This window comes from Bacillus sp. Bvel1 (assembly GCF_014872755.1).
Taxonomy (GTDB): domain Bacteria; phylum Bacillota; class Bacilli; order Bacillales; family Bacillaceae; genus Bacillus; species Bacillus velezensis.
The window spans coordinates 721,247-736,151 of the sequence record NZ_JAAOBZ010000006.1 but is presented as its reverse complement, the minus strand read 5'-3'; the positions used below and the strand labels follow the sequence as shown (position 1 = coordinate 736,151).

At 48.2% G+C, this 14,905-nt stretch carries 15 protein-coding genes; 1 reads left to right on the top strand and 14 read right to left on the bottom strand.

The features are described from left to right. Positions 1-60: 60 nt before the first annotated feature. The 5 genes from recG to HAP68_RS07660 all read right to left on the bottom strand — a co-directional run bounded on the left by recG (position 61) and on the right by HAP68_RS07660 (position 5,860). Entirely contained in the window at positions 61-2,109 is a 2,049-nt protein-coding gene (gene recG, locus HAP68_RS07680) for an ATP-dependent DNA helicase RecG (RefSeq protein ID WP_015388243.1), read from the bottom strand. After that, positions 2,087-2,989 carry an L-serine ammonia-lyase, iron-sulfur-dependent, subunit alpha gene (sdaAA, locus tag HAP68_RS07675; protein ID WP_024085294.1) on the bottom strand — a complete coding sequence of 301 codons (903 nt, stop codon included), beginning with the start codon at positions 2,987-2,989 and terminating at the stop codon, positions 2,087-2,089. Before sdaAA ends, recG begins: the two co-directional genes overlap by 23 nt. A gap of 20 nt (positions 2,990-3,009) precedes the next feature. Next, entirely contained in the window at positions 3,010-3,672 is a 663-nt protein-coding gene (sdaAB, locus tag HAP68_RS07670) for an L-serine ammonia-lyase, iron-sulfur-dependent subunit beta (RefSeq protein WP_003154325.1), read from the bottom strand. Positions 3,673-3,814: 142 nt separating this feature from the next. Continuing rightward, complete coding sequence (locus HAP68_RS07665; protein ID WP_003154326.1) at positions 3,815-5,482, bottom strand: DAK2 domain-containing protein; 1,668 nt, start codon at positions 5,480-5,482, stop codon at positions 3,815-3,817. A gap of 15 nt (positions 5,483-5,497) precedes the next feature. Then, positions 5,498-5,860, bottom strand: coding sequence for an Asp23/Gls24 family envelope stress response protein (locus HAP68_RS07660; protein WP_003154327.1), 363 nt, complete (start codon positions 5,858-5,860; stop codon positions 5,498-5,500). A 259-nt stretch (positions 5,861-6,119) separates the two neighbouring features. On the opposite strand from HAP68_RS07660, the gene rpmB reads away from it, so the two are divergent. Continuing rightward, positions 6,120-6,308 carry a 50S ribosomal protein L28 gene (rpmB, locus tag HAP68_RS07655; RefSeq protein ID WP_003154328.1) on the top strand — a complete coding sequence of 63 codons (189 nt, stop codon included), beginning with the start codon at positions 6,120-6,122 and terminating at the stop codon, positions 6,306-6,308. A gap of 77 nt (positions 6,309-6,385) precedes the next feature. Here the strand turns inward: rpmB and spoVM are convergent, their stop codons facing one another. The 9 genes from spoVM to fmt all read right to left on the bottom strand — a co-directional run bounded on the left by spoVM (position 6,386) and on the right by fmt (position 14,904). Beyond that, positions 6,386-6,466: a stage V sporulation protein SpoVM gene (gene spoVM / locus HAP68_RS07650; RefSeq protein ID WP_003154329.1), complete on the bottom strand. Its 81-nt coding sequence runs from the start codon at positions 6,464-6,466 to the stop codon at positions 6,386-6,388. A gap of 86 nt (positions 6,467-6,552) precedes the next feature. Then, positions 6,553-7,197, bottom strand: a complete 645-nt coding sequence (locus HAP68_RS07645; RefSeq protein ID WP_015388245.1) for a thiamine diphosphokinase — start codon at positions 7,195-7,197, stop codon at positions 6,553-6,555. Between the two features lie 65 nt (positions 7,198-7,262). Beyond that, positions 7,263-7,916, bottom strand: coding sequence for a ribulose-phosphate 3-epimerase (rpe, locus tag HAP68_RS07640; RefSeq protein WP_003154331.1), 654 nt, complete (start codon positions 7,914-7,916; stop codon positions 7,263-7,265). Position 7,917: 1 nt separating this feature from the next. Further along, positions 7,918-8,808 (bottom strand): ribosome small subunit-dependent GTPase A, encoded by an 891-nt coding sequence (gene rsgA, locus HAP68_RS07635; protein WP_003154333.1) that lies wholly within the window; start codon positions 8,806-8,808, stop codon positions 7,918-7,920. A 14-nt stretch (positions 8,809-8,822) separates the two neighbouring features. Next, positions 8,823-10,766, bottom strand: coding sequence for a Stk1 family PASTA domain-containing Ser/Thr kinase (gene pknB / locus HAP68_RS07630; protein WP_024085293.1), 1,944 nt, complete (start codon positions 10,764-10,766; stop codon positions 8,823-8,825). Then, positions 10,760-11,521 (bottom strand): Stp1/IreP family PP2C-type Ser/Thr phosphatase, encoded by a 762-nt coding sequence (locus HAP68_RS07625; protein ID WP_015388247.1) that lies wholly within the window; start codon positions 11,519-11,521, stop codon positions 10,760-10,762. The genes pknB and HAP68_RS07625 overlap by 7 nt, the downstream gene beginning before the upstream one ends. 5 nt (positions 11,522-11,526) lie before the next feature. Next, on the bottom strand, positions 11,527-12,618 hold the full coding sequence (gene rlmN / locus HAP68_RS07620) for a dual-specificity RNA methyltransferase RlmN (RefSeq protein WP_003154339.1): 1,092 nt from the start codon (positions 12,616-12,618) through the stop codon (positions 11,527-11,529). Between the two features lie 2 nt (positions 12,619-12,620). Further along, positions 12,621-13,964, bottom strand: a complete 1,344-nt coding sequence (rsmB, locus tag HAP68_RS07615) for a 16S rRNA (cytosine(967)-C(5))-methyltransferase RsmB (RefSeq protein ID WP_003154341.1) — start codon at positions 13,962-13,964, stop codon at positions 12,621-12,623. After that, a complete protein-coding gene (gene fmt / locus HAP68_RS07610; protein WP_014304991.1) occupies positions 13,951-14,904 on the bottom strand; it encodes a methionyl-tRNA formyltransferase in 954 nt (317 codons plus the stop codon). The genes rsmB and fmt overlap by 14 nt, the downstream gene beginning before the upstream one ends. Between the last annotated feature and the right edge of the window lies 1 nt (position 14,905).

The window sequence follows — 14,905 nt, the reverse complement described above, 5'->3', positions numbered from 1 at the left end:
TATAATCTCATAGATTGGAATGCAATGATTGTTTTTTGAAAGCCGCCGAATTTTACAGAATCAGCTTAATTTCTCCCCTTCTAAGACGCCGCTTGAAAGTAATTGACCGCGCAGCATGCGGTATTCGTCATCTTTCCAAAAAGCCTCTGAAGACACCAGATTGGCCGCATCCTGGCGGGCCGTTTCCAAAGCTCTGTAGTCATGAACCATATCCGCCACCTTGAACTCGGGCATACCGCTCTGTTTTTTTCCGAAGAAATCACCGGGACCGCGCAGTTCAAGGTCCTTTTCAGACAGCTCGAAGCCGTCGTTTGTCTCTGACATGATTCTCATCCGTTCCTTCCCGGTTTCGGATTTCGGATCGGCCATCAAGATGCAGAAAGATTGGTGGTCTCCCCGCCCGACCCGGCCGCGGAGCTGATGGAGCTGAGATAATCCGAAACGGTCGGCGTCATAGATGACCATAATCGTCGCATTCGGCACGTTCACCCCGACTTCTACGACGGTTGTTGACACAAGTACCTGACATTGATTAGCGCTGAATTCTCTCATCACTTGATCTTTTTCATCAGAATGGAGCTTCCCGTGCATCAGGCCGACATTCCATTTACCGCGGTAAACGTCAGACAGCATGTTATATACGTCAATCGCATTCTGTACATCCAGTTTATCCGACTCTTCAATGAGCGGGCAGATAATATAGGCTTGCCTTCCCTGCTTCAGCTCTTTTTCTATAAAAGCCAAAATCCGCTCCAGCATGTCGTGTTTCACCCAATACGTTTCGATTTGTTTTCGCCCCGCGGGCATTTCATCTATCACGGAAACATCCATTTCTCCGAAGACGGTAATGGCCAACGTTCTCGGAATCGGAGTGGCTGTCATAAACAGCACATCCGGATCCTGACCTTTATTCTTGAGTTTTTTGCGCTGTTCGACCCCGAACCGGTGCTGCTCGTCCGTAATAACAAGACTCAGCGCTTTGAATTCCACTTCATCCTGGATTAAAGCATGGGTCCCTACTAAAATATCAATCTCTCCGAGAGCAAGCCGCTCCAAAAGCTCCCTGCGCCGCTTTCCTTTTACAGAACTCGTCAAAAGCGCGATATTTACATCTTCATTTGCAAACAACGATACGAGAGAATCTGCATGCTGTTCGGCCAGAATTTCAGTCGGCACCATTAATGCCCCCTGATGCCCCGACAGAATCGCAGCGTACAAAGCGATGGCGGCGACGGCCGTTTTCCCTGAACCGACATCACCTTGCAGCAGACGGTTCATTCGGTAAGGGGATGTCATATCAGCGGTAATTTCCCGAAGCACGCGCGCCTGTGCGGTCGTGAGCGAAAACGGCAGGCTGTCTGTGAAAGCGGTGAGCTTTTCAGCAGGAAACACATGGCTGATGCCTTTTGACTGTTCCCTTTCCGCTTTACGGAACGCCTGCATTTTCAGCTGAAATAATAAGAATTCCTCATAAACAAACCGGCGTCTTGCCTGCTGTAACGATTCCCTCGTTTCAGGCTGATGCATCGTCTGCAGGGCATGTTTATAATCAGGCAGCTTGTAGCGGATTCTCAATTTTTCAGGAAGCGGATCGGCTGCACTGTCCAAATGATGCTGCAGCGCTTCCTTAATAAACCGTCTCATCATTTTTACGGTGACGTTTTCTTTAACGGAATAAACAGGCTCAATGCTTTTATCTTCTTGATGAGGACCGTTTTTTAATTCCTGCACGGAAACGGTCTGTCTGTGTTTATCCCATTTCCCGGATATCGTGACGACAGAACCTAACGTCAGTTTCTTTTTTAAGTAGGGACGGTTAAAGCAGACCGCGGTAATTAAATAATTGCCGACAAGCACCCTGAATGTCAGCCTGTTTCGTTTTTTGCCGTAATAGGTAAGAGAAGGTTCTGAATGAACCTTCCCTTCTACCGTCACTCTTTCTTCATGTTTTACTTCTTCTAAATCCCTCAGCTCATAGTCGTCATAACGGTAAGGGAAATAATTCAGAAGATCAGAAATGTCATAGATACCAAGTTCGTGCAATGTTTTTTCTGTTTCCGGCCCAATGCCCTTAATTTCCGCTATACTAGTTTGCTGATGGTGTGTCACTTGATTTCAGCGCTCCTCCGAAAATTTTTTTCTCTAATTCTCTTCCCGTCGGTGTCGCAGCTAAACCGCCTTGTCCCGTTTCACGCAGTGCTGTCGGCATTGTCTGGCCGATTTTGTACATCGCGTCAATCACCTCATCGCAAGGAATGCGGCTTGTAATCCCGGCCAGCGCCATATCCGCCGCGATCATCGCGTTGGATGCTCCCATTGCGTTTCGTTTGACACACGGCACTTCTACCAATCCGGCGACCGGGTCACATACGAGACCGAGCATATTTTTCAGTGTAATCGCCATTGCTTCCGCTGATTGCTGAGGCGTTCCGCCCGCCATTTCCACAATCGCGGCCGCTGCCATGCCTGATGCTGATCCGACTTCCGCCTGACAGCCTCCTGCCGCTCCTGAAATACTCGCATTATTTGCTACGACAAAACCGAACGCGCCGGCTGTAAACAGAAAACGGATCATTTGTTCTGTCGTAGGGTTCAGCTTATGCTTTACGGCAAATAACGTTCCCGGCACAACCCCGGCAGAGCCGGCGGTCGGTGTAGCGCAGATCGTTCCCATCGCCGCATTGACTTCATTTGTCGCCACAGCTTTAGAAACGGCGTCTAAAATCAGATTGCCCGACAGACTTCTTCCCGATTGGATGTATGCCTGAAGTTTCACGGCATCTCCGCCTGTTAAACCGGTCTGACTCGTGACGCCCTTCAGCCCTTTTTCAACAGCTGCTTCCATGACGGAGAGATTGCGCTCCATTCCTGAAAAGATTTCTTCCCGTGTTTTTTGCGTCACTTCCATCTCTTGGGTGATCATCACTTCCGAAATCGGAATTTGTTTTTCTTGAGTGATTTCTATTAATTCTTTTACATTACGAAACATGTCATTTTCCTCCTGACTTTTTAGTCAGCTATCTTAGTAACCTGTATAATATTAGGAAGTGTTGAAAGCTCGTCAAGCACTTCTTCTTCAATATTCTGATCGACCTCAATCGTCATCAGCGCAAGCTGGCCGACGTCCTTACGCGCCACTTCCATATGTCCGACGTTGATGGAGAATTTCGCAAGCACATTGGCAACGCCTGCAATCGTGCCGAATTTATCATTGTGAACGACTAAAATAGCCGGGTGGTTTCCGGAAAGTCGCAGCTCAAAGCCGTTAAGCTCCGTGATTTCTATTTTTCCGCCGCCGATGGAAATACCGGTAAGGGCAAGCTCTCCCTCATCATCAGAAATGACGATACGCGCCGTATTCGGATGAACGGGCACGGCATCCTCTGTACGGAACTCTACATATATGCCCTTCTCTTCCGCAATTTGAATCGCTGTTTTAATCCGTTCATCAAATGTATCGAAATCAAGCAGGCCGCCGATAATCGCGACATCAGTGCCGTGACCCTTATACGTTTCTGCAAATGATCCGTAAAAAGACACAACGATCCGGCGGGGCTCCCGCCTGAATAAGCTTCTGGCCACTCTGCCGATCCGGGCGGCGCCTGCGGTATGTGAACTGGACGGACCGATCATGACCGGGCCGATAATATCAAAAACGCTTCTATACTTCATGCTGGTTTGCTCCTCCTTAACATCACTTCATTCAGCGCTTTTCTTTAGACTAATTGAACATTTCTCAATTGGCAAGCAGGCACACTGCCGCACTGCCGCAGGTAAATAAAGGCATAAGAATAGAAGGGCCTGATAAGCCCTTCTATTCTGCCGCAAATATATATGGATACAGAGGCTGTCTGCCGTTATGGATTTCAACCTCGATATCTTCACAGACACTAGCAATATACTCAGCGAGTTTCTCAGCTTCTTCTTCCGGCGCGTCCTCTCCGTACAGGATGGTGACGATTTCATCTTCTTCCCCGATCATTTCATCCAGCAGCAATTTCGCCGCACTTATCCGATCTTCGGCGCTGCCGATAATTGAACTGTTTAAAATGCCGATAAAATCACCTTTTTTAATATCTTTGCCGTCAATATGGGTGTCTCTGACTGAATATGTCACCTGTCCGCTTTTCACATTCCGGATGGCCTCAAGCATATTGGCTTCATTTACATCAGCCGGCTGGTCAGGGTTAAACGCAAGCAGGGCGGTCATGCCTTGAGGGACCGTTTTTGCCGGAATGACAATGACATTTTCTTCAGCCACGCTCGCCGCCTGATTGGCAGCCATCACAATATTGGAATTGTTCGGAAGAATGAAAACCGTCTCCGCATTGACAGACTGAACGGCTTCAACAATATCTTCCGTGCTCGGATTCATTGTCTGGCCGCCTTCGATTACGTGTGAAGCGCCGATGCTCGTAAACAATTCAGAAATGCCCTCTCCCATTGCCACAGTCACGATGCCAAAAGGCTTGCGGGCTTCTTTCATAACGCCGGCCGGCTTTTTTTCATCATGTTCTTGGCTGATGATTGAAGTATGCTGTTCCCTCATGTTTTCAATTTTAATTTTAATCAGATCGCCGTAACGCTGTGCGAGATTGAGTACGTTCCCTGGTTCTTCGGCATGAATATGAACTTTCGCCAGCGTATCATCAGCCACGACCAGCAATGAATCGCCGAAACGGCTCAGTTCGTTTCTGAACGCCTCTTCCTTGAACGTCCGTTTATCTTGATCCAGCCTCACCATCACTTCCGTACAAAATCCGAATTCAATGTCTTCTGTACTCAGCATGCTCTGCGCGCTTTTATGATGCTCGGCATTCACCATATCATCGAGTGCCGGAAGAACCGCTTTTTTCGGTACGGCCTCTCCTTTTAAAGCAGCCAAAAAGCCTTCATATACACAAAGCAGACCTTTTCCGCCGCTGTCAACGACACCGACGTCCTTTAAAACAGGAAGCAGATCCGGCGTGCGGTTGAGCGACGCTTCCGCTTCTTCAATAACGGCCTCCATGACTGAAATAATATCGGTTTCTTCTTTGGCCGAGGCGACCGCTTTTTTAGCCGCATCCTTGGCCACGGTTAAAATCGTTCCTTCAACCGGTTTCATAACCGCCTTATATGCCATATCCACTCCCGCTTGGAGTGCTGCGGCAAACTCTTGGGCGTCAATTTGGTTTTTGTTTTCAATGCTCTTTGTGAAACCTCTGAACAATTGGGACAAGATCACCCCTGAGTTTCCTCTCGCTCCCATAAGCAGGCCTTTTGACAGGGCGATGCCGACTTTGCCGATGTCGGGTGAGTCAATGTGCTCTACCTCTCTTGCACCGGATGACATCGATAAATTCATATTTGTTCCGGTATCGCCGTCAGGAACGGGAAACACGTTCAGCGCATCCACCGCGGATGCGTTTTGAGACAATGTCTCAGCCCCCGCCAGAATCATTGCCGCAAAAGCTCTCCCATCTAAGTTTCGTCTAGACAATACTCATCCTCCTCACTACGGGTTCGTTACTCGTACGCCTTGGACATAAATATTTACAGAATCAACTGCAAGTCCGATTGTTTGATTTACTGTGTATTTTACCTTCGTCTGAACATTGTGGGCTACTTCGGATATTTTAGTGCCGTAGCTGACAATAATGTACATGTCGATATGTATTTGTTCGGCTTCCTGACGGACATGTACGCCTTTTGCGAAGTTCTCTCTCCGGAGGATTTCAGACAAACCGTCTTTAATCTGGTTTTTTGAGGCCATCCCCACTATTCCGTAACAGTCAATGGCAGCGCCTCCGGCAACCATTGCGATGACTTCGTTGGATATATCAATCTGTCCGTATTTTGTCTTCATTTCAATGGACACACAGGTTCCTCCTTCAGGTGCATAGAGTTATCATTATTCTACTATATGTATCCCATTATGAAAAGAAAAGATACAGACAGCGGCCTTCAGCGCGGAAATGTGATTGGTTTTACATGTCAAGTGATTTTTCTTGAAAGTAAGGGAAACAATAGGTTGCAAACGGTTTTTAGCTGTGGTAAATTATTTAAAGTATTGTATAACGAAAGCATCTGAGACACTATGTTTAAAAAGATGTTTCGCGCAGTTAGGAGGGAAACAAATGGCACGTAAATGTTTTATTACAGGTAAAAAAACAAAAGCCGGAAACAACCGTTCTCACGCAATGAACGCTTCTAAGCGTACTTGGGGCGCCAACCTTCAAAAGGTCCGCATCCTCGTTGACGGCAAACCTAAAAAAGTGTATGTATCTGCCCGGGCTTTAAAATCCGGTAAAGTTGAGCGTGTATAAGCAAAAATGAACGCCTGCCCTTTTATGCGGCAGGCGTTTTTTATGCGTTCAAAGAGGGCAATTTCAGCTTCTTGGGCTTACTCTTTTCTAAATGAGCCCAGCATCGCCCGGACAATTCCTCCTAAAAACTTCGGCAATTTAATGGTATAAAATTTCATTTTGTCCCCTCCTATAAGTCCCGTATCCGCTGCGTTCATCACTTTAGGATTCATGGTTTTTTCCGCATATGGCAGAAGCCGCTTTTCTAATCCGCGCTCCTTACCATTATTAATATGCCTTTTGCAAACGAAAAAGTACCTCGTGAATGAATGAGTTCGTTACTAATACATAGTGTGGAACCCAGAGGAATATGACAATTATCAAGGGGATATTTAAAACCGTCGAGTGTCAGGCCGTCTGCCGCTTCCGTAAACGGAATGAAAGAAATATAGCGTCTGCGCACTTTTTCTTCAATTGTATAACGGCCGGGCCCGAACATCTGAATGTCATTCTGCCGGTCGATCAGCTTGACATCGGTATGCTTATGTAAGGCTTTATACAGCAGCTGGATGTTCCCTAAAAAGTGATCGGCTCTTCCGCCCGTCACACCGAATACCCGAATGTTTTCCGGTTCTTTTTGTAAAGCCCAGTCAAGGGCGAGTTCAAGATCGGTATAATCTTTTTCCGCCTGATACACATGGAGGGCCGGCGCCGCTTTTTGAATCTGCATGAGCTCCTCTTCCGTAATGCTGTCAAAATCACCGAAAGCTTCCTGCGGAATGATTCCGGCCTCCAAAAGAGCAACCGTCCCTTTATCAACTCCGACCCACGTCGTATCTCCGTCTGTGTATTCGGATAGATCGGGAATAAGCTCCCGCGGGCCGCCCGCAACGATATTGATTGTCTTCATATGCTATCCTCTCTCTTAGACGCGAAAAGAGCCGGCGGCTTTCACCGGGCTCTTTTTCAGCATGTTTATGATGCGTTTCGGATGTCAGCGATGGCTTTTTTCCGATCCGGCTGATTATATACGGCAGACCCGGCAACAAGCAGATTGGCGCCCGCTTCAGCGCATAAAGGGGCTGTTTCTTTATTAACGCCTCCGTCCACCTCGATTAAAAGCTCAGACAGGCCTTTCTCCTCAGCCAGCTGTTTGACCTGACGGATTTTCGGCAGAACCGAATGAATGAAGCGCTGTCCGCCAAAACCGGGGTTAACCGTCATTAACAGCACAAGGTCAAGCTCCTCGATCACATGTTCAATCATTTGGACGGGCGTATGCGGATTAAGCACAACTCCCGCTTTTACCCCCTGCTCTTTTATCAATTGAATGGTCCGGTGAAGATGCGGACACGCTTCAGCGTGAACGGAAAGGATGTCCGCACCGGCTTTTGCGAATGCCGGGATGTAGCGGTCCGGGTTTTCAATCATAAGATGGACATCCAGCGGCAGATCAGTCACCGGACGGACGGCTTCAACGATAAGCGGCCCGATTGTAATGTTAGGGACGAAATGGCCATCCATGACATCAATATGGATATAGTCCGCCCCTCCTTTTTCCACGTCTTTAATTTCCTCGCCCAGTGAAGCAAAATCGGCGGAAAGAATTGATGGCGCAACCTTAATCATATTAATACCTCGGCTTTCTCTCTTTTATTTCCTGCATAAATTCTTTGTAATGCTCGTAGCGGTACGGCTGAATCTCTCCTTCTTCCACCGCTTGCTTTACCGCGCATTTCGGCTCCTTAAGATGCAGACAGCCTCTGAATTTGCAGGAGGCGCTTATTTCTCTGATCTCAGGGAACGTGCTGCCCAGCTCTTCTTCCTCAATGCCGGTAAATTCAAGCGAACTGAACCCCGGAGTATCCGCAACCAGACCGCCTGATGTATGAATGAGCTCCACATGGCGCGTCGTATGTTTTCCGCGTCCCAAATGTGCGGAAATCTCGTTTGTTTTCAGCTCAAGCTCCGGGCTGATCGCATTTAAAAGCGAAGATTTTCCGACTCCGGACTGACCGGCAAACACCGTCGTTTTGTCCTCGAAGTGTTTCACAATGCCTGTTAAGCCGCTGTTTTCTTTTGATGACGTCACATATACGTCATAACCGATCGCCTGATAGTCTTTCACGTAAGAAAGTATCGCCTCTTTCGATTCCCCGTCTGCAGCTAAGTCCATTTTGGTTATGCAGATGATCGGGTGAATGCCGTTGGCTTCCACAAGGACGAGAAAACGGTCCAATAAAGACGTGCTGAACGCCGGCTGAACGGCAGAAAAGACGAGAACGGCCTGATCGACATTTGAAATCGGCGGCCTGATCAGCTCATTTGTTCGTTCTTTGATTTCCAGCAGGTAGCCTTCTTTATCATTTTCAGCCTGATAAACGGCATAATCGCCGACCAGGGGCGTTATTTTATTTTTTCTGAAAATGCCCCGGCCTCTGCATTGAATGATCTTGTCCTGTGATTCATCCAAGACATAATAGAATCCGCTTAACGCTTTTATAATTTTGCCCTCAGGCATAGGGTCCCTCCTTATCAGTCATTATCTTTCGGGTATTCAATCGTTTTGTAGCTGACGACTTTATGATCGACCATCACTTGATAATACCCCTTCTGTCCCTGATCAATCTTCAGTTCAATTGTTTTTTCGGTCGGCTCTTTTATTTTAAATGAGTCATACGTATCAGAGATGCTGTGGTCCTTATCATCGATGGCGATTTGCACTTCAAGCTCGTCCCCTTCATGTTCGGGTTCGTAAGGAATGCTGATTTTTTCTTTTAGCGTTTTCGCCGGTTTTTCTTCAGGTCCGAGCGAGAACGTCACTTCAACATTACTTCCCGGCTTAACCGCAGTGCCGGCTGACGGCTCTTGTTTCATGACTTGTCCTTCCGGCACGTCATCTGAATGGGCTTGTTTTTCAACAAGCTGCAGGCCGTTATCTTCAAGATACCCTGAAGCCGCTTCTTTGCTGTAAGTCTTTAAGTCCCTCAGCGTAACGTCCGCCGGGCCGAGGCTGACCGTTAGATTGACTTCATCGTCGCTTGCGACCATATCGGTGCCGGCTGACGGGTCCTGCTCAATTACGGTGCCGGCCTCGCTGTCATCGTTTTCTTCTTTGACATTGACATGTTTGAAACCTTTTTCCTTCAGCGCTTTTTTTGCGTCGCCGATCTGCCGTCCTTTCACGTCGATCAGCTGGGTTTTCGGTTTTCCGATGCTTTTGTACAGTTTTACAGAAGAGCCTTCTTTAACGGTAGACCCCGCTTTTGGGTCCGTTTTGACCATTAATTCCTCTTCTATTTTTTCATCTTCAATATCCGTTATATCAGGATCAGCCCGGAGCCCGTTCTTTTCAAGCAGGGCTTCCGCTTTTTCGTACTTCATGCCCCGTACGTCGGGGACGCTTACATCTTTAGGCATAAATAAAGACGGGAACACGGTGACCGCAAGAACAGCCGCCATAATGAAAATGAAACAGACGGCCAGCAAAACCCACGGCCATTTCCGTTTTTTCTTTTTGGCTGGCTGCTGTTCCTTATCATCCGTCTCCCCCGGCGTTTCCGCCTGAGACGCGGCTTTTGCGCCGTCAGTAATAACGGGAATGGCTTTTGTCATTTCCTCATCATCCTGCACGGAAAATTTTTGTTCATTCAGCCTGCCGGCGTCAAAAGCCGTTCTGATGTCCGCCTCCATGTCCTCCGCGCTTTCATAGCGGTGAAACGGGTCTTTGGCGGTTGCCTTTAAAATAATGTTTTCAACGCTCTGCGGAATGGAAGGGTTCCACTTTCTGGCGGAAGGCGTTTCTGTTTGCAGGTGCTTTAGCGCTATGCTGACGGCTGATTCTCCGTCAAAAGGGATTTTGCCTGTTAAAAGCTCAAACAGCACGATGCCGAGCGCGTAAATATCTGATTTTTTCGTTGCCAGGCCGCCTCTCGCCTGCTCCGGAGACAAATAATGAACCGAGCCCAGCACAGAATTCGTATGTGTGATTGTCGTAGACGTAAGCGCTGTGGCGATGCCGAAATCCGTCACCTTGATATGCCCTAAATGATCTATCAATATATTGTGCGGTTTAATATCCCGGTGCACGATATGGTTTTGATGGGCATGGGCGATGGCCGAGACGATCTGCTCCATAACGGACAGCGCTTCTTTCGGATGAAGCGGTCCGTGTGCGGTTATGTATTCCTTTAATGTCATGCCTTCCACATATTCCATGACAATGTAATAAATATCGCCTTCCTCCCCGATATCGTAAATACTGACGATATTCGGATGATCGAGGCTTGATGCCGACTGTGCTTCTCTTCTGAAACGCCTGATAAAATCAATGTCATTCACAAAGTCAAACCGCAGAATTTTAATTGCGACTTCACGTTCGAGAATGATGTCCTCAGCTAAAAAAACGTTTGCCATTCCGCCGCCGCCAATGGGCCGGAGGATATGATAACGCCCGCTGATCCGCTTGCCGGTTAGCACTTGTCTTCACCCTCTTTTGCATCTGCGGAAAACTCAATCAACACAGCCGTGATGTTATCTTCGCCGCCGTTTTGATTTGCTTTGCTGATGAGAAGGTCTACTTTTTCCTGAGGATCAGATTCGGCTTGAAGCATTTGTTTGATCTCGTGATCTTCTATTTTATTTGACAGTCCGTCAGAGCATAAAAGCAGCTGATCGCCGTCAGACAGTTCAAAAGAACGGGCGTCGGGGCTGATGGTTTCATCTGTCCCCAGCGCTCTCGTCAATACATTTTTCCGCGGATGGTGCTCGGCGTCCTCTTTCGAAATTTCCCCCGTCTTGACCAGCTCATTCACAAGCGAATGGTCCTCAGTCAGCTGAGTGAATTCCCCCTCTTGAAGCAGGTAGCACCGGCTGTCACCAATATGAGCCACAGTGACAAACTTCCCCGTGAATAAGGCGCAGACAATGGTGGTGCCCATTCCCCGGCATTCTTCATTGGCTTTAGCGTGGTCATGCACTTTGACATTCGCCTCATGAATCCGGTCTTTCAGCCAATCCTCGCAAGCAGACGGCAGAGAAGGAACCGTTTCGGTCCGGTTCCACTGCTCTTCCATCGCCGCAACCGCCATCCTGCTCGCTACATCTCCGGCAAGATGACCGCCCATGCCGTCGGCGACAACCGCAAGCACCGCGTCTTCTTTTGTGAAAATGCCCGCCGCATCTTCATTATGCCGGCGGACTTTACCTGTATCTGTTTTCAAGGCTGTAATCAACCTCTTCACCTCGTCTCGTCTTGACGCTCCTTCGCGCGAAGCTGACCGCAGGCCGCGTCAATGTCATGGCCTTGCTCTCTTCTGATCGTGACATTTACACCGCGGGATTTTAACGTTTTTTCGAATGCGAAAATCTGATCTCTCGGTGTGCGGACGTAATCCCGTTCAGGCACATAGTTTACCGGAATTAAATTGACATGGCATTTCACGTCTTTTAACAGTTCTGCAAGCTCTTCTGCATGTTCGACCTGATCATTTACGCCGCCGAACAGCCCGTATTCAAAGCTGATCCGTCTGCCTGTTTTCTCGATGTAATATTTGACGGCCTCCATAAGGTCAGGAAGCTTATAGGCTTTGTTAATCGGCATCAGACGGCTTCTGATTTCCGTATTCGGAGCATGCAGAGAAATCGCGAAATTGATCTGCATTTTTTGATCGGCGAAATCGTAAATCTTCGGAATGATTCCGCTGGTGGAAACTGTGATATGACGCGCTCCGATGTTCAGCCCTTTATCGTGGTTAATGATTTTTAAGAAAGCGAGCATTTCATTGAAATTATCAAACGGCTCTCCGATTCCCATGATGACGACTGAGCTGACGCGTTCATCCGTTTCATCAAGCGCCTTTTGCACTTTCACGACTTGAGCGACGATTTCTCCCGCTTCAAGATTCCGTTTCAGACCGCCGAGCGTTGACGCGCAAAATGTGCAGCCGATCCGGCAGCCGACCTGTGTCGTTACACATACAGAATTACCATACTCGTGTCTCATTAAAACCGTTTCAATCGTATAACCGTCATGAAGTTCAAATAAAAATTTCATCGTGCCGTCTTGAGATGTCTGTTTTACAGCCGTTTTCAGCGTTGTCAGCACAAAATTGCTCTCGAGTTTTTCACGCAGGCTTTTTGAGAGGTTCGTCATTTCATCAAATGAAGAAACCCGCTTTTCATAGAGCCATTCAAAAATCTGTGCTGCGCGGAACGGCTTTTCGCCATTCTCGGTCAGCCATTGTTTGATTTCATCTAATTCAAAAGAGTAAATGGACGGCTGCTCAGTCCGCAGCTCTTTCCGTACGCTTGTCTTTTTTAATTGTGTCATTTTTATCCCTTCTTTCTCATGCTGCTAATAAAGAAACCGTCTGTTCCGAAATAATGCGGAAGAATTTGAAGGCTTCCATCCTGAACAAAGGGTCTCGCCTTTTCAGGCAGCCGCTTTTCAAGAGACAAATCGGGTTCAAACTCAGGGTGTTCTTGTATAAACGCATGCATAACTTCTTCATTTTCTGTCCGATCCATTGTACACGTACTGTATACGAGTGTGCCACCTTTTTTTACTAATGGGGCGATTTCCCTTAAAATGCCGAGCTGGATTTCTGACAGCCGTCTGCTGTCCTCCGGCGTCTTCGTATATTTCATATCGGGTTTTCTTCTGATGACGCCGAAACCTGAGCAAGGGGCATCAACGAGAATACGGTCAAACCGTTCTGCGCCAAAGGCCTCTCCCGCTTTTCGCGCATCCATCGTTTGCGCGTCGATGATCGTAAGTCCGAGCCGTTCTGCGCCCTCTTTAATCAGCTTCACTTTATGGCGGTGAAGATCAAGCGATGTGAGGCTCCCCTCGTTCTCCATCAGTTCCGCAATGTGAGCCGACTTTCCGCCCGGTGCGGCGCATGCATCTAAAACGGTTTCGCCCGGCTTCGGGTCCAGCGCCCGCGCGACAAGCATTGAGCTTTCATCCTGTATGGATACCCGGCCGTTTTGGAAAAATGCCGTGTTCGCGATGCTTCCTTTCAAAAGCTTAATCGCATCAGGAGAAAGGTCTCCGGCTTCCGCTTCCAGACCGGCATTCTCCATCTCATTCAGCACCGTTTCCCTGTCGCTCTTTATGTGATTGACACGGAGCGTCTGCTTCGGCGGAATGAGATGAATCCGGCAGATTTTTTCAGCCGCCTCAAAGCCGTACGCCTCGACCCACTCTTTTACGAGCCATTCGGGATGGCTTGTCTCTGTAGAAAGACGGAGAACCGGGTCTTCAATTTCAGCAAATGACGGCGCCCCCTCACGCTGCAGGGAGCGGAGAATGCCGTTGACAAAGGACGCAATGCCCTTATGCCCGCGTTTTTTGGCGATTTCAACCGCTTCATGGATGGCGGCGCGATCCGGAATTTTTTCTAAATACTCCATTTGATACGCGGACAGACGAAGCAGCTGAATCACCCACGGCTTCACCTTATTCGGCTTGCGGATAAAAGGCTTCAGCATATAGTCTAAGGCGATTTTATTTTGCAGCGTTCCGTAGACAAGCTCTGTCAGCAGTCCTCTGTCCTGATCGCTGAGCGTGTTCGTTTTGATAACCGATGTAAGAAGCAGGTTGCTGTATGCCTGATTTTGCTCAAGCTTCTCAAGCGCTTCAAGGGCGAGCTCCCGGACATTAATTTTCTTCATTTGCTGCTCCTAACACGTCACCGGACTGCACATTTTTGCCTCTTACAAAATCTTCGCCCTTCATCCGTTTTTTCCCCGCCGGCTGCAGCTCAGTGATTAAAAGGGCGGTGCTGTTTCCTGATGCGACGACAATGCCGTTTTGCTCCGTGCGGATGACTGTTCCGGGCGCAGCATCAGTTTTTGCCGCAACTTTTTCAGAAGCCCATACTTTAATAGTTTGACCGTTCAAAGTTGTATAGGCGACAGGCCAAGGGTTTAAACCTCTGATCTGGTTGTAGATTTCTTCTCCGGGCTTTGCCCAATCAATCCGCTCCTGCTCACGCTTAATGTTAGGCGCGTAAGTCGCTTTTGATTCGTCCTGTTTGATCGGTTTAATATTTCCGGAGATGACGTTCGGGACGGTCTCTGACAAAAGCTTTGCCCCCGCTATGCTTAATTTGTCGTGCAGCGTGCCGACGTTATCCGTTTCATGAATTTCCACTTCGATTTTAGAAATCATATCGCCCGCATCAAGCTTTTCAACCATATACATGATCGTCACGCCCGTTTTCTTCTTGCCTTGGAGAATCGAATAATGTATCGGCGCTCCGCCTCTTAATTCAGGCAATAGTGACGCGTGTACGTTGATACAGCCGTATTTCGGACCGTCCAGCAGCTGCTTGGGCAGGATCTGTCCGAATGCCGCCGTAACAATCAGGTCCGGCTTCAGGCTTAGCACTTTTTCTATTTCTTCTTCGAGCCTTACTTTTTCGGGCTGAAGCACGGGAATGCCGTGACGTTCAGCTTCAGCCTTTACAGGAGGGGGCGTCATGATTTTTTTTCTGCCTTTCGGGCGGTCAGGCTGCGTAACGACACCAACCACTTCATATCCGTCTTCAATAAGCGTGCGCAGGACGGGAACTGAAAAGTCGGGCGTTCCCATAAAAACGATCCTTGTCATC